This window comes from Mesorhizobium sp. SARCC-RB16n (assembly GCF_008520305.1).
Taxonomy (GTDB): Bacteria; Pseudomonadota; Alphaproteobacteria; order Rhizobiales; family Rhizobiaceae; genus Mesorhizobium.
In genome coordinates this window covers 247,241-264,703 of record NZ_ML703256.1, presented here as the reverse complement: position 1 = coordinate 264,703, position 17,463 = coordinate 247,241, and the positions used below count along the sequence as shown (strand labels likewise).

The 17,463-nt window shown below is 64.3% G+C and carries 18 protein-coding genes; 11 read left to right on the top strand and 7 right to left on the bottom strand.

The window, feature by feature from the left end:
* Positions 1 to 79: 79 nt before the first annotated feature.
* From C7I87_RS04705 to C7I87_RS04685, 5 genes are all read left to right on the top strand, one after another.
* Positions 80 to 727, top strand: a complete 648-nt coding sequence (locus C7I87_RS04705; protein ID WP_149903174.1) for a glutathione S-transferase family protein — start codon at positions 80 to 82, stop codon at positions 725 to 727.
* 114 nt (positions 728 to 841) lie between these two features.
* Positions 842 to 1,300, top strand: coding sequence for a DUF4126 domain-containing protein (locus tag C7I87_RS04700; RefSeq protein WP_149903099.1), 459 nt, complete (start codon positions 842 to 844; stop codon positions 1,298 to 1,300).
* Positions 1,297 to 2,688, top strand: coding sequence for an FAD-containing oxidoreductase (locus C7I87_RS04695; protein WP_149903098.1), 1,392 nt, complete (start codon positions 1,297 to 1,299; stop codon positions 2,686 to 2,688). Before C7I87_RS04700 ends, C7I87_RS04695 begins: the two co-directional genes overlap by 4 nt.
* Before the next feature lie 173 nt (positions 2,689 to 2,861).
* Positions 2,862 to 4,040 (top strand): MFS transporter, encoded by a 1,179-nt coding sequence (locus tag C7I87_RS04690; RefSeq protein ID WP_149903097.1) that lies wholly within the window; start codon positions 2,862 to 2,864, stop codon positions 4,038 to 4,040.
* Positions 4,041 to 4,128: 88 nt separating this feature from the next.
* The gene (locus C7I87_RS04685; protein ID WP_149903096.1) at positions 4,129 to 5,184 is read left to right on the top strand and encodes a M14 family metallopeptidase; all 1,056 of its coding nucleotides are present in this window, start codon (positions 4,129 to 4,131) and stop codon (positions 5,182 to 5,184) included.
* A 1-nt stretch (position 5,185) separates the two neighbouring features.
* On the opposite strand, the gene C7I87_RS04680 is transcribed toward C7I87_RS04685, so the two are convergent.
* Positions 5,186 to 5,956, bottom strand: a complete 771-nt coding sequence (locus C7I87_RS04680; protein ID WP_149903095.1) for an isocitrate lyase/PEP mutase family protein — start codon at positions 5,954 to 5,956, stop codon at positions 5,186 to 5,188.
* 318 nt (positions 5,957 to 6,274) lie between these two features.
* On the opposite strand from C7I87_RS04680, the gene C7I87_RS04675 reads away from it, so the two are divergent.
* Entirely contained in the window at positions 6,275 to 8,464 is a 2,190-nt protein-coding gene (locus tag C7I87_RS04675; RefSeq protein WP_149903094.1) for an anthranilate synthase, read from the top strand.
* 5 nt (positions 8,465 to 8,469) lie between these two features.
* Entirely contained in the window at positions 8,470 to 9,414 is a 945-nt protein-coding gene (locus C7I87_RS04670; RefSeq protein WP_149903093.1) for a cation diffusion facilitator family transporter, read from the top strand.
* A 54-nt stretch (positions 9,415 to 9,468) separates the two neighbouring features.
* Here the strand turns inward: C7I87_RS04670 and C7I87_RS04665 are convergent, their stop codons facing one another.
* Positions 9,469 to 10,566 (bottom strand): hypothetical protein, encoded by a 1,098-nt coding sequence (locus C7I87_RS04665; RefSeq protein ID WP_149903092.1) that lies wholly within the window; start codon positions 10,564 to 10,566, stop codon positions 9,469 to 9,471.
* A 107-nt stretch (positions 10,567 to 10,673) separates the two neighbouring features.
* Between C7I87_RS04665 and C7I87_RS04660 the strand changes: the two genes are divergently transcribed.
* The 4 genes from C7I87_RS04660 (at position 10,674) to C7I87_RS04645 (ending at position 13,544) form a co-directional block, all read left to right on the top strand.
* Positions 10,674 to 11,111 (top strand): DsrE family protein, encoded by a 438-nt coding sequence (locus tag C7I87_RS04660; RefSeq protein WP_149903091.1) that lies wholly within the window; start codon positions 10,674 to 10,676, stop codon positions 11,109 to 11,111.
* Positions 11,112 to 11,180: 69 nt separating this feature from the next.
* On the top strand, positions 11,181 to 11,966 hold the full coding sequence (locus C7I87_RS04655) for an SDR family NAD(P)-dependent oxidoreductase (protein WP_149903090.1): 786 nt from the start codon (positions 11,181 to 11,183) through the stop codon (positions 11,964 to 11,966).
* A gap of 55 nt (positions 11,967 to 12,021) precedes the next feature.
* A complete protein-coding gene (locus tag C7I87_RS04650) occupies positions 12,022 to 12,330 on the top strand; it encodes a putative quinol monooxygenase (protein WP_149903089.1) in 309 nt (102 codons plus the stop codon).
* A gap of 110 nt (positions 12,331 to 12,440) precedes the next feature.
* Positions 12,441 to 13,544: an AbrB family transcriptional regulator gene (locus C7I87_RS04645; protein ID WP_149903088.1), complete on the top strand. Its 1,104-nt coding sequence runs from the start codon at positions 12,441 to 12,443 to the stop codon at positions 13,542 to 13,544.
* Between the two features lie 91 nt (positions 13,545 to 13,635).
* On the opposite strand, the gene C7I87_RS04640 is transcribed toward C7I87_RS04645, so the two are convergent.
* The 5 genes from C7I87_RS04640 to C7I87_RS04620 all read right to left on the bottom strand — a co-directional run bounded on the left by C7I87_RS04640 (position 13,636) and on the right by C7I87_RS04620 (position 17,329).
* A complete protein-coding gene (locus C7I87_RS04640; RefSeq protein WP_149903087.1) occupies positions 13,636 to 14,913 on the bottom strand; it encodes an MFS transporter in 1,278 nt (425 codons plus the stop codon).
* Positions 14,910 to 15,239 (bottom strand): hypothetical protein, encoded by a 330-nt coding sequence (locus C7I87_RS04635; protein WP_149903086.1) that lies wholly within the window; start codon positions 15,237 to 15,239, stop codon positions 14,910 to 14,912. Before C7I87_RS04635 ends, C7I87_RS04640 begins: the two co-directional genes overlap by 4 nt.
* Before the next feature lie 2 nt (positions 15,240 to 15,241).
* The gene (locus C7I87_RS04630; protein ID WP_149903085.1) at positions 15,242 to 15,805 is read right to left on the bottom strand and encodes an isochorismatase family protein; all 564 of its coding nucleotides are present in this window, start codon (positions 15,803 to 15,805) and stop codon (positions 15,242 to 15,244) included.
* A gap of 48 nt (positions 15,806 to 15,853) precedes the next feature.
* The gene (locus C7I87_RS04625) at positions 15,854 to 16,324 is read right to left on the bottom strand and encodes a MarR family winged helix-turn-helix transcriptional regulator (protein WP_373424630.1); all 471 of its coding nucleotides are present in this window, start codon (positions 16,322 to 16,324) and stop codon (positions 15,854 to 15,856) included.
* A 120-nt stretch (positions 16,325 to 16,444) separates the two neighbouring features.
* Positions 16,445 to 17,329: a LysR family transcriptional regulator gene (locus C7I87_RS04620; RefSeq protein WP_149903083.1), complete on the bottom strand. Its 885-nt coding sequence runs from the start codon at positions 17,327 to 17,329 to the stop codon at positions 16,445 to 16,447.
* Positions 17,330 to 17,463 lie beyond the last annotated feature (134 nt).

The window sequence follows — 17,463 nt, the reverse complement described above, 5'->3', positions numbered from 1 at the left end:
ACCGGTGTCGATTTCCAGGAAGCTCATTCGTCCTCGAAAGGAAGCCGAAGAAATTCGCCTGAGCAAGGATCCGACTGCGATGACAATCACGATCACAGCGTTTGAACGATCGCCCGATGGAGGCAAGGGACTGGCGCGCGATACCCGCGTTCGCTGGGCGCTGGAAGAAGTGGGGCAGCCTTATGAGGTTCGTCTTGTTTCCTTCGCGGAGATGAAGGCGCCCGACCATCTGGCCATCCATCCCTTCGGCCAGATCCCCACCTATGAGGACGGTTCTCTCTCGCTGTTCGAGACCGGTTCGATCATCTTTCATCTTGCCGAGCAGCATGCAGGCCTGCTGCCGAAGGATCGCGATGCCCGCGCCCGCGCGATCACGTGGATGTTTGCCGCCCTGAACACCGTCGAGCCGCCGATCCTCGAATTGACGACGGCAAGAATTTTCGAAGCCGACAAGCCTTGGAGCGAGGCGCGCTTGCCGCTGGTAAAGGACCGTGTTCGCGCCCGGCTGGACAAGCTCTCGGCTCATCTTGGCGTCGCCGATTGGCTCGATGATGCGTTCAGCGCGGGCGACTTGTTGATGGTGTCAGTGCTGCTGCGACTGAGAATGTCAGGCATTTTGGACGAATATCAAAACCTGGCCGCCTATGTGGCGCGCGGCGAAGCTCGACCCGCTTATGTCAGGGCTTTCGCCGCGCAATTTGCGGTCAATGCTCCACCAGCCAACTGACCCGCCTCAATCCGCTGTGGCTGCGCTTGTGAGGCTGCGGTCTAGCCAAATATCCGACCTATGGTAGCCTGCCGTTTCAAGGCCGTTCCGGCCTGGGATCGAGGGGGATCGACCATGCTCTATATTCTTGCACTTCTGATCGGCGTCATTGCCGGCCTGCGCGCCATGACGGCACCTGCCGCCGTCGCCTGGGGCGCCTATCTCGGCTGGCTGCCGGTTGCCGGCACCTGGGCGAGCTTCATGGGCCATTGGGCGGCTGTCGGCATCTTCACCATCCTGGCCATCGTCGAACTGGTCACCGACCAGCTGCCGTCGACGCCGAGCCGTAAAGTGCCGCAGCAGTTCGGCGCCCGCATCCTGCTCGGCGCCTTTTCTGGCGCGGTGCTCGGCGCGGCCGGCGGTGCCACCATCGTCTGCCTGATCGCCGGCGCCATCGGCGCGGTCATCGGCACGCTGGGTGGTGCCGAAGCGCGCGGCCGGCTGGCGGCCGCTTTCGGCAAGGACCCGCCCGCTGCCTTCATCGAGGACGCGGTGGCGATCATCGGCGGCCTGCTGATCGTGGCGGCGGCATGACGGCCCAGACCTTAAACACAAAGACCTTCGACGCCATCATCATCGGCGCTGGCCAGGCGGGGTCGCCCTTGGCGGGCCGCATGACGGCCGCGGGCATGAGCGTGGCGCTGATCGAGCGCAAGCTGGTCGGTGGCACCTGCGTCAACACCGGCTGCATGCCGACCAAGACCATGGTCGCCAGCGCCTATGCCGCGCATCTGGCGCGGCGCGCCGCCGACTATGGCGTCACGCTCGGCGGTCCTGTCGGCGTCGACTATCAAAGGATCAAGGCGCGCAAGGACAAGGTCACCAACGACGCCCGTGGCAATCTGGAGACTTGGATCGCCGGCATGAAGGGCTGCACGCTCTATCGCGGCCATGCCCGCTTCGAATCCGCCAACACGGTGCGTGTCGGCGACGACCTTTTGACCGCCGAAAAGATCTTCCTCAATACGGGTGGCCGCGCCTCGGTGCCGGACCTGCCCGGCATCCACGACATCGACTATCTGACCAACTCCTCGATGATGGATCTCGACGTTTTGCCGCGCCACCTGATCGTCGTCGGCGGCAGCTACATCTCGCTCGAATTCGCGCAGATGTTCCGCCGCTTCGGCTCGGAAGTGACCGTCATCGAAAAGAGCCCGCGCCTGACCGGCCGCGAGGACGAGGACGTCTCGGCCGCCATCCTGTCGATCCTTGAAAACGAAGGCATCGCGGTCCATGTCGGCGCCGACAACATCGGCTTCGCCAAACATGGTGGGGATATTGCCGTGACCTTCTCCGCCGGCAAGCCGCCCGCGATCGGATCGCATGTGCTGCTTGCGCTGGGCCGAACGCTCAATACCGACGATCTCGGTCTCGACAAGGCGGGCGTCGAGGTCGACGGACGCGGCGCGATTGTCGTCGACGACCAGCTGCGCACCAGCGTGCCAGGCATCTGGGCGATGGGCGACTGCAACGGCAAAGGCGCCTTTACCCATACCTCCTACAACGACTACGAGATCGTCGCCGCCAATCTGCTCGACGACGACCCGCGCAAGGTCAGCGACCGCATCGAGGCCTATGCGCTCTACATCGACCCGCCGCTCGGCCGCTGCGGCATGACCGAAGCGGCAGTAAAGAAATCCGGCCGCCGCGCGCTGGTCGGCCAGCGGCCTATGACCCGCGTCGGCCGGGCCGTCGAAAAGGGCGAGACGCAGGGTTTCATGAAGATCCTCGTCGATGCCGACACCAGGGAAATCCTCGGCTGCTCGGTGCTCGGCCCCGGCGGCGACGAGGCGGTGCATTGCGTGCTTGACCTGATGTACGCCAAGGCGCCGGTCGATACGCTGGCGCGCGCGGTTCACATCCACCCAAATGTCTCGGAACTGCTGCCCACCATCGCCCAGGAGCTGAAGCCTCTGGCCTGAGACTGGAGCGGTTCAGCGTTTGTTAGAATCGCCGGGCCGCTCTGCGAGGCGTCTCGGCGCCCCGTTTCAATCCGCTCCACGCTTTCTGCATTGCTGCATTGCGGCAATGTCTGTTGTGCCCGGCAGGGATCCTCGCGCAGTCTGAAATTGAACCGATTCAGTCTGGACCTCCCATGCCTTTGCCGATCCTTGCGCTTGCCATTGCGTCCTTCTGCATCGGCACCACCGAATTCGTCATCATGGGCCTGCTGCCGGAGGTCGCCGCAGATCTCGGCGTGACGATCCCCGCCGCCGGCCTGCTGGTCACCGGTTATGCGCTGGGCGTCGTCTTCGGCGCGCCTGTCGTGGCCATGGCCACCGCGCATTTGCCCCGCAAGCCGGTGCTGATCGGACTGGCCGCGCTCTTCGTCGTCGGCAATCTCTTCTGCGCCATCGCGCCCAATTACTGGCTCCTGATGGCTGCGCGCGTCTTCACCGCCTTCGGCCACGGCGCCTTCTTCGGCATCGGTTCGGTCGTCGCGGCGAGCCTGGTGCCGCGCAACAAGCGTGCCAGCGCCATCGCGCTGATGTTCGCGGGCCTGACGCTCGCCAACATCCTCGGCGTTCCGGCCGGCACGGCACTCGGCGAAGCCTTCGGCTGGCGGGCCACCTTCCTCGCCGTGGTCGGTATCGGCCTGATCTCGGTCGCGGCCATCGCCTGGCTGGTACCGTCCGAGGTCACGGAGCCGAGCGGCGGCGGCCTGCGCGCCGAAGTCCGCGTGCTCGGCAAGCTGCAGGTGTGGCTGGCGATGCTGATCGCGGCGCTGACCTCGGCCAGCCTGTTCGCCGTTTTCACATACATAAAGCCCTACCTCACCGACGTGTCCGGGCTGTCGACCGCGGCGGTCACCTGGGTGCTTTTGCTGTTCGGCGCCGGCATGACCATCGGCAACATCATCGGCGGCAGGCTGGCCGACTGGAAACTGATGCCGACAGTGATCGCCACCTTGCTGTTGATGGCCCTGCTGTTCGTCGGCTTCATGCAATTCGGCGCCATCGCCAGCGTTGCCGTCGGCATCGTCTTCTTATGGGGCCTGCTCATCTTCGTCGTCGTGCCGCCGCTGCAGATCCGTGTCGTCGAGGCGGCTTCCGAAGGCCCTAACCTCGCCGCTACACTTAATCAGGGTGCCTTCAATGTCGGCAATGCCGGTGGCGCCTGGATCGGCGGCGTGGCGCTGTCCGCAGGTGTTTCCTATGCCAATTTGCCGCTGGTCGGAGCGGTGCTCGCTTTGCTGGCGGTCACTGTGGCGGTGCTGTCGCAGGCGCTGGATCGGCGCGCGCCGGTCGCCGCCCTCCAGCCTGCCGCAGAGTAACCGCTTGCGCCCATGGCGCGGCGGGCTGGACCAATCGACATCGGCACCTTCGAATGGGCATGTCTTCTTGTTCTTGATGGAGGAAGTCATGCAGAAATCGATCGAACACATCGCCGGGGACAGCGAAGGCGTTTCCTACGAATTCCCGGTGTTCCGCTTCGCCGGTGCCGACAAGGCGGCACCTTCGGCCTATCTGCAGGCGGCACTCCACGCCGGCGAATTGCCTGGTGTCGTCGCCATCGATGCATTGATGCCGGCTCTCAACAAGGCTGAGGCCGAAGGTCGTATCAGGGGCAACATCACCATCGTGCCCTGGGCCAACCCGATCGGCCGCGCGCAATATCATTTCGGCGAGCACCAAGGCCGCTTTCATCTGGGCACCCGCACCAACTTCAATCGCGGCTTTCCGCTGCTTGCGGCGCCCGACACCAGGCTTTTGCCGGACGTCACGTTTGGCGGCGCCGACCAGCGGCTGAAGTCGCGCCTGGTGCAGCTTTCGCTCGGCCACGACATCGTGCTCGACCTGCACTGCGACGACGAGGGCCTTGCCTATCTCTACGTCCACACCAGCCTGTGGCCTGCAATGGCCGATTGCGCCGCCGCCATGGGCGTCGATGCCGTGGTGCTGTGGAGCGAGGACACCGACGGCACCTTCGAGGGTGCCTCGATCATGCCCTACCAGAACGTATCAGCCGATGTGGCGAAGTTCGACAGGCGCGTCGCCACCACGGTCGAGTATCGCGGCCTCCTCGATGTCGATGGCGCACTTGCCGCTTCCGACGCCGAAGGCCTCTACCGGCTGCTGGCGGCGCGCGGCGTGATATCCGACACCGCCTTGCCCGCACCCGGCCCGTTCAAGGGTGTCGCGGCGCCTCTGGAGAACATCGACATGATGCCGGCGCCCCGTGGCGGTGCGGTGCTCTACGACGTGAGGCCCGGCGACCGCGTCACCAGGGGCGCACGCCTCGCCACCATCGTCCACGCGCCGGGCCAAGCCGATGGCCGCACCGAAGTCTTCGCGCCGCAGGACGGCATCATCCTGACCCGCCGCTCGCGCCGCATCATCCGCACCGGCGAAGACCTGTTGAAACTGGTCGGCGACAGGAAGAGCGCCGACGCCAGGTCGGGGACGCTCGAGGACTGAATTAACCGGAAATCGCCTGCCGCGCCTTCGCCTCAAGCCATTCCGCCATTTGCCGGTATGGCACGGGCCCATGGCTGACGCGGGCGACGCCCAGTTCGGCCAGCCGCTGGCGCGGCGGCACATGCGCAAGCGCGATGATGTTGACCGGCAGCGTGGTCGATTTGCAGACCGTTTCGATCAGGCCTTCATCACCAAGGCCCGGAGCAAAAAAACCGCTGGCGCCGGCCTTTTCATAAGCCTCCGCCCGCTCGATGGCCTGGTCGAGCAGCACGCCGTCATGCGCCTCCGGCTTCGCCTTAAGGAAGATGTCGGTGCGGGCGTTGATGAAGGCTGGGATGCCGGAGGCCTTGACCGCGCTGGCGGCGGCTTCGATGCGCTTCACCTGAACGGAAATGTCGTGCAAGCCGGTGCCGCCGACGATCTGGTCTTCGAAGTTGAACCCGATGGCGCCGGCGCGTAGTGCCAGCGTGACGGTACGGGCAACGATTTCCGGGTCGACGCCATAGCCACCCTCGAGGTCCATGGTCACCGGCAGCTCGACGGCGGCCACGATGCGCCTGATGTTGTCGAGCGCAAGTTCCAGCGGGATTTTCTCGCCATCGGCGTAGCCGAAAGCTGCCGCGACCGGCCAGCTTCCGGTGGCGATTGCCTTGGCGCCAGCTTTCTCGACGATCTTGGCGCTGCCCGGATCCCAGGCGTTATAGAGCACGACAGGATTTCCCTTCACATGCAGGGCGTGGAAAGCGCGTGCGCGGTCGATCTGCTCGGTCATTGGTGTTCCTCCCATCTTGCTGCGATGAATGTTCAAGCTAGTCGCGGGCGCCGGCTCTGGCGATGTGCCATGGGGTGCATAAGCAGCGGCCACTGGACAGACTTTCAAACCAGTTGCGTATCCCGCTTTTCGCCGCTATGGATTTCGCCCATGAACATGCGTTCGACCAAGACCATTTGGTGGTGGGCCTGCTGACAGCGGCCTGTTCGAACGCGTGCGCGTGAAAATAGAGGGTGGCCGCAACGGAATGTCCGGGCGGCCATTTGTTTTTTAAAGCCATTCCCGGGTCCGTTGCCCAAGTAGCTGGTGGAGACGGCAATGACGATGAAGGTTCTGGAAAACGGCGCCGAAAGCTTCGTGACGGCGGGTGGCATCACCATCACCCGCGAGCGTCACGACCGGCCGTATGAAGGCGCGATCGACGCTTATGTCGACGGGCTGAATTCGCGCCGAGGCGCGGTGTTTTCCTCGAATTACGAATATCCAGGCCGCTACACGCGCTGGGATACGGCCATCATCGATCCGCCGCTGGTCATGTCCGCGCGAGGCCGCGCCATGCGCATCGAGGCGCTGAACGGCCGTGGCGAGGCGCTGTTGCCGGTCATCGGCAGGACGCTGCGCGGTCTCGCCGAGGTTACGATCGCCGAGACCACAAAAAGGCTGCTCCGCCTCGACGTCGCCAAGCCCGGCCGTGTCTTCACCGAGGAGGAGCGCAGCCGCGTTCCCTCCGTCTTCACCGTGCTGCGCGCCATCACCGCTCTGTTCAAGACGGCCGAAGACGCCAATCTCGGCCTCTACGGCGCCTTCGGCTACGACCTCGCCTTCCAGTTCGACCCGGTCGACCACACGCTCGTTCGCAAGGAGAGCCAGCGCGACCTGGTGCTGTTCCTGCCCGACGAGATCCTGGTCGTCGACCACTATTCGGCCAAGGCTTGGACTGATCGTTACGATTATGCGGGCGAGGGTTTTTCGACCGAAGGCCTGCCGCGCGACCAAATCGCCGAGCCGTTCAGGACCGCCGACCGCATCCCGCCGCGCGGCGACCATGAGCCCGGCGAATACGCCAATCTGGTCCGCCGTGCGATGGACAGCTTCAAGCGCGGCGACCTGTTCGAGGTCGTGCCCGGCCAGATGTTCTACGAGCGCTGCGAGACGCAGCCATCCGAGATTTCACGCAAGCTGAAGTCCATCAACCCCTCGCCCTATTCCTTCTTCATCAATCTGGGCGAGAACGAATATCTGATCGGCGCGTCGCCGGAGATGTTCGTGCGCGTCAACGGCCGCCGCGTCGAAACCTGCCCGATCTCGGGCACGATCAAGCGCGGCGACGATGCCATTTCGGACTCTGAGCAGATCATCAAGCTGCTCAACTCCAAAAAGGACGAATCCGAACTCACAATGTGCTCGGACGTCGACCGAAACGACAAGTCGCGGGTCTGCGATCCAGGTTCGGTGCGCGTCATCGGACGTCGCCAGATCGAGATGTATTCGCGCCTGATCCATACGGTCGATCACATAGAGGGGCGGTTGCGCGAGGGCATGGACGCTTTCGACGCGTTTCTCTCGCACGCCTGGGCGGTCACCGTCACCGGCGCGCCGAAACTGTGGGCCATGCGCTTCATCGAGCAGAACGAGAAGAGCCCGCGCGCCTGGTATGGGGGCGCCATCGGCATGGTCAACTTCAACGGCGACATGAATACCGGCCTGACCTTGCGCACCATCCGCATCAAGGACGGCATCGCCGAGGTGCGCGCCGGCGCAACATTGCTCTTCGACAGCATTCCCGAGGAAGAAGAAGCCGAAACCGAACTGAAGGCATCCGCCATGCTCTCCGCCATCCGCGACGCCAAGATGGGAAATTCGACCAGCACCGAGCGCACCACGGCGCGCGTCGGCGACGGCGTCAACATCCTGCTGGTCGACCATGAGGACAGCTTCGTCCATACGCTGGCCAACTACTTCCGCCAGACCGGCGCCAATGTCTCGACCGTGCGCACGCCGGTGCCGGAGGAAGTCTTCGAGCGGCTGAAGCCCGACCTTGTCGTGTTGTCGCCCGGACCCGGCACACCCAAGGATTTCGATTGCGCGGCCACCATCAGACGAGCGCGCGCCCGCGACCTGCCGATCTTCGGCGTCTGCCTTGGCCTGCAGGCACTGGCCGAAGCCTATGGCGGCGAACTCAGGCAGCTGCACATTCCCATGCACGGCAAGCCGTCGCGCATCCGTGTCTCGAAACCGGGCATCATCTTCTCCGGCCTGCCCAAGGAAGTCACCGTCGGCCGCTACCACTCGATCTTCGCCGATCCGGTGCGCCTGCCGGACGATTTCATGGTGACCGCCGAGACCGAGGACGGCGTCATCATGGCCTTCGAGCACCGCAAGGAGCCGATCGCCGCGGTACAGTTCCACCCGGAATCGATCATGACGCTCGGCCACAATGCCGGCATGCGCATCATCGAGAACATCGTCGCCCACCTGCCGCGCAAGGCCAAGGAAAAGGCCGCCTGACCAGTATGGCCGAAGCCGGGAACATGGCGATCGCGGCAAAAGCTGCCGCCAAGCAAAAGGTCGCCAGGCTCGCCTTCTGGTCGATCGTGGTCGCCTTTGTCGTGCTCGCGCTCAAAGCCGCCGCCTGGTACGTCACCGGCTCGGTCGCGCTCTATTCGGACGCGCTGGAATCGATCGTCAACGTCATTGCCTCGATGGCCGCCTTCTGGGCGATCCAGGTCAGCTACAAGCCGGCCGACCAGGATCACCCGTTCGGCCATCACAAGGCCGAGTATTTCTCGGCCGTGCTCGAAGGCGTGCTGATCGTCGTCGCCGCCTTGTTGATCCTGAGCGAGGTCTGGCGCTCCTGGCAGACGTCGGCGCCGCTCGAGAAGCCTTGGAGCGGCCTTGCTGTCAACGGCGTCGCCACCGTGATCAACGCCTTCTGGGCCTGGATGCTGATCCGCACAGGCCGGGCCGAGAAATCGCCGGCGCTGGTTGCCGACGGCAACCACATCATGACCGATGTGGTGACCTCGGTCGGCGTCTTCGGCGGCCTGGTCGGAGCTATCCTGACCGGCTGGCAGATCCTCGACCCGGCATTGGCCGTCATCGTCGCGCTCAATATCCTGTGGCAGGGCTGGCACGTCATCGGCTCGTCGATGAACGGGCTGATGGACCGCGCCGTCGACACGGCGGAGCACATGCGCATCCGCGACATCATCTCGGCCAATTGCAAGGGCGCCATGGAGGTGCACGACCTCAAGACCCGCATCGCCGGCCGCGCCACCTTCATCGAGTTCCATCTGGTCGTCGATGCCGACATGTCGGTCGGCGCCAGCCACGTCATCTGCGACCGCATCGAGGACGCGCTGAAGGCCGAGCTCCCCTCTGTGCGGGTGACAATCCATGTCGAGCCCGACGACGAGGCCAAGCTTCCGAAGGGCACGACCGCCGTGCCGTTTGCATGAGGCGGTTAGCACCGTTCGAAGGTTGGCCGAAGCCCTTCCTCCTTCGAACCGGTGTCAAGGCGCGCAGGCCGATTGCGGCATTGCCTCCAGCCGATTGACCTTGTCGTCCGACTTGGTTTTGCCGTCGGCCGCTTTCGAGCAGAGATCGACAACCGCCAAGCTACTATTGGGGTTTGCCAGCATGATGGTGCCGTTGGCGCCGCGCTTGAGGAAGATTTCCTTTTGCGCGATGTCGCATGAAAAATTGCTCATCTTCGCACTCGCCGCGCAGCGCCACTGATCGGCCTCGCCCTGGCACGAATAGGTCTGCGTGACCTTGGCTCCCTTCTGCCGTGTGGTGATCGAGACCGCGATGTCGGCGCCATCGGGCCAGTTCGCGGCATCGCCCCCGGAGGCGAAGGACGCCAGTTCCACCGGCCCGCGGAACACCCGGATCGACTGCGTCAGTTGGTCGGGATGGGAACCCATATGCGCCGCATCATAGTCGCGCCCGTAGCAGAAAGCCTGGTCGGGTTTGAATCGCTCGCGCAGAGGCGGCCCGAGCGCCGGATCGATCGGATCGATGCGTGCGAACTCGGCCTTGCAGGTGGCAGCCGGCATCGGGTCGAGACGGAAATTGTCGTCTTCCTTGCCCAGCGCCTGCCTCTCGTATTCAGCCGTGCCGAGTTCCTCTTCCGAACCGGCATCGAGGTAGATATCAGGCGACAGATCGGACAGGATCAGCCGGCCCTTGTCGTCGACCTTCAGCGACGCCAGCGTGCGGTCGCAATCCATGCCGCAGTGGATCGGACCTGATTTGGCGTCCTCGGACTCGTGATTGCACCAGCCGCTTGCCCATTGCGGTGCCTTGGCACCGCGCACCGTGGTGGTGACGAAGCCATTGTAGGACGTATCGGAATTCGCGGTCGGTTCCTCGTTCGGCCGGCTGACCGGGTCATGGCCATAGTAGAAGAAAATCCGCGCCACTTTCTGCTTCGGGTGCGCCTCGAGGTGCGCCGCGTCATAGACGCGACCGAAACAGGCATCCGCCCCGTTCGGGCTGAGTTCTGTGAGTTTGAGCGCATCATCGGCAAAAGCAGAACCCACAAGTCCGCCAAGCAGTGCGGCGCCGAATCCGGCGCCGACGAGCGTCTTCCATTCCCTGAACGCCATGTGACCCCCCTCCTCCGCATCGACGGGACGTAACGTCAATTTATGCTAGTATCGCGGCCGCGGCCACGCAAAATCGCGGTGAGCCGGCAAGCCAGGGATGGGACGCCATGCGCCGACGTGACATGTTCCACGCGGTTCTCGCCGGAGCCGGAACGCTTCTCGGCCTGCGGGCGGTCCAGGCAGCAACAACCGAGCCCGCCAGGCTGAAGGTTGCCTATCACTTCAGCGACCTCGAGAAGGTCAATTTCGTGCTCGGCAACATCAAGAACCACTATGAGGGCACCGGCGGCAACGTGGAGATCGCGCTGGTCGTGCATGGCCCGGCCCTTGCCGGCTTCAAGTCGAAGGGCATATCGGCGGCGATTTCCGGTCGCTTTACCGGTCTTGTCCAGCAAGGGCTCGACCCGCATGCCTGCGGCAACACCATGCACGGCATGGACATTACGCTCGCCGATCTGCTCGACGGCTTCCATGCCGCCGAGAAGGGCGGCGTCGTCAAGCTCGCCGAATTGCAAAGCCAGGGCTATGTCTATCTCAGGCCTTGAAGCGGCACTGACTTGAATGCAAGGGTGTCAAGACCCGCCAAGATATCGGAAATCCCCGGAGGAACAGCAGTGCCAGAGACAGCCCTTGGTCTTGTCATCCCCGATCTCGCCGGCAAGGCGGTGTTGGTCACCGGCGCCTCGACCGGCATCGGCGCGGCACTCGCGCTCGGCTACGCCGAGCAGAAATGCAAGGTGGCGCTGCACTATAATTCCAGCCGCGACGCCGCCGAGAAACTCGGCCGGACCATTCGCGACGGCGGCGGCGAGGTCTTCCTCGTCCAGGGTGATTTTTCCCTCCCCGCCGATGTCGAACGCGTCGTCGAGGACAGCGCGCGACATTTCGGCCGCCTCGATGGGCTCGTCAACAATGCCGGTGGCATGCTTGGCCGCGTGCCCTATGCCGAGCAGACCGAGACGCATTACGACGCGGTGATGGACCTCAACGCACGCTCGGTGCTGACCGCTTCGCGCAAGGCGATCCCATGGCTGAAGAAACAGGGCGGCTTCATCGTCAACACCTCGTCGATCGCCGCGCGCAATGGTGCGGGTGGCGGCGCCGGTCTCTATGGCTCCGCCAAGGCCTTCGTCTCCAATGTCACGCGCGGCATGGCCAAGGAACTGATCGGCTTCGGTATCCGCGTCAATGCCGTGGCGCCTGGCACCATCCTCACCCCCTTCCACGAACGCTATTCGACCGACGAGCAGATGAAGGGCATGGTCGCCACCATTCCGCAGGGCCGCGCCGGCACGGCACAAGATTGCGTCGGCGCCTACCTGTTCCTCTCATCCGACCTGTTGAGCGGCTACATCACCGGCCAGGTGATCGAGGTCAATGGCGGCCAGTTGATGCCTTGATCGGCGATCGGCATACTAAACACACTCCTTTCGCGCCAACCCAGGGGACGAGGACATGTACGGACTGATCGGCAAGATGCGGGCGGCGCGCGGCCAGCGCGACGCTGTCATGACTGTGCTGCGCGAGAGCACCGGCGCCCTGCCCGGCTGCTTGAGCTATGTTATCGCCACCGACCCGGCCGACGCCGATGCGATCTGGGTGACCGAAGTGTGGACCGATCAGGCAAGCCACAAGGCCTCCTTGCAGCTTCCGGAAGTCCAGGCCGCCATCGCCAAGGCGCGGCCCTTCATCGGCGGCTTCGAATTCCAGGTGGAAACGCATCCCGTCGGAGGCTTTGGGTTGGCTGAGGCCAAAACCGGCTGATCCCCAACCACGCAAATTCGGCCGTCAGGAAACCTTATCGAGGCGCCGGAAACCTGCATTTCGGCCACGCTGGGGTTCGCATTTTTCACATCTCGGTCTAAGACCAGACCATGGATTCAGAGACCGAGCAGCCATCTCCTGAACAGCCCGCCATCGAGCGCATGGTGCGGCTGAGCAAGCCATGGCAATGGTTGATCCTGCTGATCATCTCCGCGCTCTTCGCCGGCGCGCTCGAACTCGCCGCTCTGCCGGCTGCGCTGCTGATCGGACCGATGCTGGCAGCCATCATCGCCGGCACCAATGGCGCCACCGTGCGCGTGCCGCGCCTTCTGTTCGGCTCCGCCCAGGCTGTCGTGGGCTGCCTCGTCGCGGCTTCGATCTCGGCCGATATCTTTGCGGTGTTCTACAAGGAATGGCCGCTTTTCCTCGGCGTGGTGATTGCCACTGTCGCGGCCTCCAGCCTGCTTGGCTGGCTGATCAGCCGCTGGCGCATCCTGCCCGGCACCACTGCCGTCTGGGGCTCTTCGCCGGGCGCCGCCACCGCCATGGTGCTGATGGCCGGCGCCTTTGGCGCCGACCAGCGCCTTGTCGCCTTCATGCAGTATCTGCGCGTCATCTTCGTTTCGATGACGGCAGCCCTTGTCGCCAAGATGTGGGTCGACACCTCGGGCATCGAGGTCCCGCCCATCGTCTGGTTCCCGGCGATCGATCCGCAGCCCTTCGCCGCCACCATCGGCATGGCACTCGTCGGCGGCCTGGCGGGCCGGCTTTGCCGGCTGCCCTCGCCCTTCTTCCTTGGCAGCTTCATCTTCGGCACCGTGATCCATCTTGGCCTCGGGGTGCCGATGCAATTGCCGCAATGGCTGCTGGCGGTCAGTTACGCCATGGTCGGCTGGTCGATTGGCCTGAACTTCACCAGGCCGATCCTGCGCCATGCGGCACGCGCCCTGCCGCAGATCATCGCTTCGATCGTCGCGCTGATCGCCTTTTGCGGCGGCCTTGCGTTCCTCCTCAGCCATCTCGCCGGCGTCGACCCGCTGACCGCCTACCTCGCGACCAGCCCCGGTGGTATGGACAGCGTCGCCATCATCGCCGCCGCGGCGCGAAACGTCGACATCTCCTTCGTCATGGCGCTGCAGTCGGCGCGTTTCCTGGTCGTGCTGCTGGTCGGCCCGAGCGTCGCCCGGCTGGTGGCCAGAAGCATCAGGGAATAGGCAAAGCCGCACCCCCGGGGGGACTTACAATCCGGCTGTTGGATCGAACGATGGACTGAACGCCCGGCACCGATCCGGGGGACATGCTGGCCTATGCCTGCCCGGCCTTGCCATCATCGAAGTCGAAGCGGAGACGTCCGGCCTCGACGCGTACGCGCAGGCGGCGATAGATCGCGAGGTAGCAAACCCCGACGACCGCCGCCCCGAATCCGGCGGCAGCGCCCACGACGAGCGCCCAACGTGGGCCAACATCGTCGGCCACCCAACCGACCACCGGCGCGCCGAGCGCCGTGCCGCCCAGCGTCACGGCCAGCAGGATCGCCATCACGCGCCCGCGCATGGCCGGTTCGGTGGAGAGCTGCACAAGGCTGATGGTCGAAGTCGTCATCGTCTGGGCCGAGACGCCGATAACCACAAGCGCGAGGCCGAACAGCCAATAGTTGGGCGTGATCGCGGCCAGGCCGAAGCCGAGGCCAAGTATCGCGGCGCCGGCAAGGAGGAAAGCCAGGCGGGGTTGTTCGCGCCGGGCGGCCAACAGCGCGCCGATGACCGATCCGATCGCCATGGTTGATGTCAACAACCCGTATTCGCCGGCGCCCGCGTGAAAGACGGAGACCGACATGGTCGAGATGAAGATCGGAAAATTGAGCCCGAACGTGCCGATCAGGAGAAGCATCATCAGGATGGTTTTGAGATCGGGACGCTTCCATACATAGGCGAACCCATCGGCAAGGCCGCCGCCACTGCGCCGCGCCCTGTCCTTGTGGAGCTCGCCGGGACGCAGAAGGCCAAGCGAGGCAAGGACGGCTGCAAATGACGCAGCGTTGATCAGGAAAACCCAGCCGGAGCCGACGGAAGCGATAAGGGCGCCGGCGACGGCCGGGCCGATCATCCGCGCGACATTGAATGAGGTGGAGTTGAGCGCCACGGCGTTCGACAGGTCGGCCTCGCCGACCAGATCCGAGACGAATGTCTGCCGCGCCGGCGCGTCGAACGCGGTCGTGCAACCAAGCAGGAAGGCGAACACGTAGACGTGCCACAATTGCACGAGCCCGGCGACGGTGAGGAGGCCAAGGCCGAGTGCGAGCAAGCCCATGGCGCCCTGCGTGGCCAACAGCAGCTTGCGCCGGTCGAGATGGTCGGCGGCAAAACCGGTCCATGGCAGCAGCAGGATTTGCGGCGCGAACTGCAACGCCATCACCACGCCCATGGCGGTCGCGTTGTTATGGGTCAGTTGGGTCAGCACCACCCAGTCCTGCGCGGTGCGCTGCATCCATGTTCCGACATTGGACACGATCGCGCCGACAGCCCAGATCCGGTAGTTGAAATTGGCCAGCGAGCGGAAGGTGCCTTTCGCCGGGCCGCTCATCCGTCGGCCGGAGAATTGCCGCCGTTGAAGCGGCCGAAGTGGCGCGCCGTGAACAGTCCGATCAGGAGAGCACCCAGCCCCAGCGCGACGACATCAGCCGTGGAGCGCAGGTCGAAGTCGCCGACGCGGAGCACCAGGAGATAGCCGATTGCCAGGTTCAGAAATCCCCACAGCACGTTCACGGTCGAGGAGGATTGTCCCTGGCCGCGCGGCTTTGCGAAGGGGCTTTGAAAAGGCCGCCCCATGACGCCGCTGACGAAATGCGGCACGGCATTGGTCAGCACTGCGCCGCCAAACAGATAGGACGCATAGTCGATCCATTGCATCGTCAGGCACTCCTCTTGTCGAGCAGATCGATGATCTCCCGTGTCGTGCCGGTTTCGCCCAGCCTCGGGAAGACATGCGCCAGGCTGTTGGTGTGGGCATCGAGTTTCGTGTCGGTCATGGCGTCGAGGGCGAGCGTGACGTTGAAGCCGAGATCGCGGGCATGGCGCGCGGTCGCTTCTACGCCCATGCTGGTGGCGACGCCGGCGATCACCACGTGGGTGACGCCCACGCTCTTAAGATGGGTTTCGAGATCGGTATTGACGAAGGCGCCGGCTGTTCGCTTCGTCACGATGTGATCTTGCGGCCTTGGCTGCAGCTCGTCGACGAAATCGGTCCAGCCGGCGGGAAATTCCCTGACACGGGAGGGCTGTTCCGTTCGGCCGGGCGGCAGCCCGTCGACATTGACGAGCACGACCGGCAGGCCATGGTCGCGGAATGCCTCCGCCAGGATTGCGGCCTGTTTCACGACCTCGCCGGCAGGATGGGCCGTGGGCAAGGAAACGATGCCTTTCTGCAGGTCGATGACGACGAGCGCCGTTCTTTGATCGAGCATGGTCACTGCCATGATGCTTCCTTTCGAGATTTGGAATGGCTCGCGGACAAGAAACGACGTTCAGGAATCGGCGAGTCGCTTCAGCAATTCGACGGCCTCAGCCAGTCGCTCCTGCTCCTTCGGATCAAGGCTGGCCTGGATGGCACGGAACAACCAGTCCTGTCGGGCGGCGCGCCCTGTCGCGATCATCTCCCGGCAGGCTGCGGTGAGCGACAGCATGGTTTGCCGGCCGTCGTCCGGATCGGGTGCTCCATTCACCAGACCAGCCGCTTCCAGCGCCGAGACGATGGCGCCCATGGATTGCGGGCGCATGTTCTGGGCGCGCGCCAGCACCGTGACCGTTGCCGGGCCTTCACGTTCCAGATGCAGCAGCACCGATTTCTGCGACGGGGTCAGGTCGCCGGCATCCGCCTGTTCACGCAGGCGCCGGATGAGCCTGCCGGCGACAACCCGAAGCTCGGCAGCCAGAGCCAGCGCTCGTGCGGCTTGGGGGTCGTTCCGCGGAACCAACTGGTCTTTCATGGAAACCATATGGCAGATATGAAGTTAAACTTCAAAGCTTATCTTCACATCTGGAAATCGCAAGTCCGTGACCCCTGGCTGGCCGGAGGCCGTGACACCGATCCGGCCGGAGGGCGTGCCTGGCTGGCCCTACCGTGCCGCAAGGCGTTCAGGAAGGAAATCGACGAAAACGCGCACCTTTGGCGACAGATGGCGATTGGAGGGCCACAGCATCCGGAACTGGCCGCGGCCGTCGACATGCTCGTCGAGCACCGTGCGCAATTTTCCTTCGCGTAGCGCCTCGCGCACCAGGAAATCGGGCATGCAGCTTATGCCGAGACCGGCGATCGTGGCGCCCTTCAAGGCTTCCATGTTGTTGCAGGTCAGCATCGAACGGATCTGCGGCTGGGCGCTTCCGGTAATGAATGGCCAGTCCAGCAGCCTGCCGCTGTTGAGATAGCGGAAGTTTATGCCGAAATGCCTGATGAGATCCGCTGGCGCACCGGGTATGCCATGGCGCTCGAGATAGGAAGACGCCGCGCACAGCAGCATGCGAAAGGGCGCAATGGGTCTGGACACCAATCGTGAATCGGGCAGCTCGCCACTGCGGATCGCGACGTCGATGCCTTCCTCGATGACGTCGACGATCCGGTCGTTGAAATCGATATCGAGCTCGATCTCGGGATAGCGCGTCATGAACTCCGACAGCACCGGCAGCAAGAGGTGATAGGTGACGATCGGGGTCGAGACGCGCAGCCGCCCACGCGGCGTCTCCCGTGTCCGCGACAGCATCGCCTCGGCATCGTCGATGTCATCGAGGATACGCCGCACGCGCTCGTTGAACAGCTTGCCCTCCTCCGTCAGGCCGATCCGCCGCGTGGAGCGCTGCAGCAGCCGCACGCCGAGCTCCTGTTCGAGCCGCGCGACGCTTTTGCCGACCGCGGAAGCGGAGATGCCGAGCGCCCGGCCGGCGGCGACGAAGCTGCCGAATTCGGCGGTGCGGGCGAAGGCCAGAAGGCCGTTGAGGCGATCCATCAAACTGCTCCATTCGAGCGTTTTAGTCCGTTATGTCCAGATATTTAATACTATTTTTCCGGAGCCGTCGCGGACCTATCTTGGTCCGTATGACCGGGCGCCGCGATAGCGCGGCACGCCGGCCCAAACTGCCC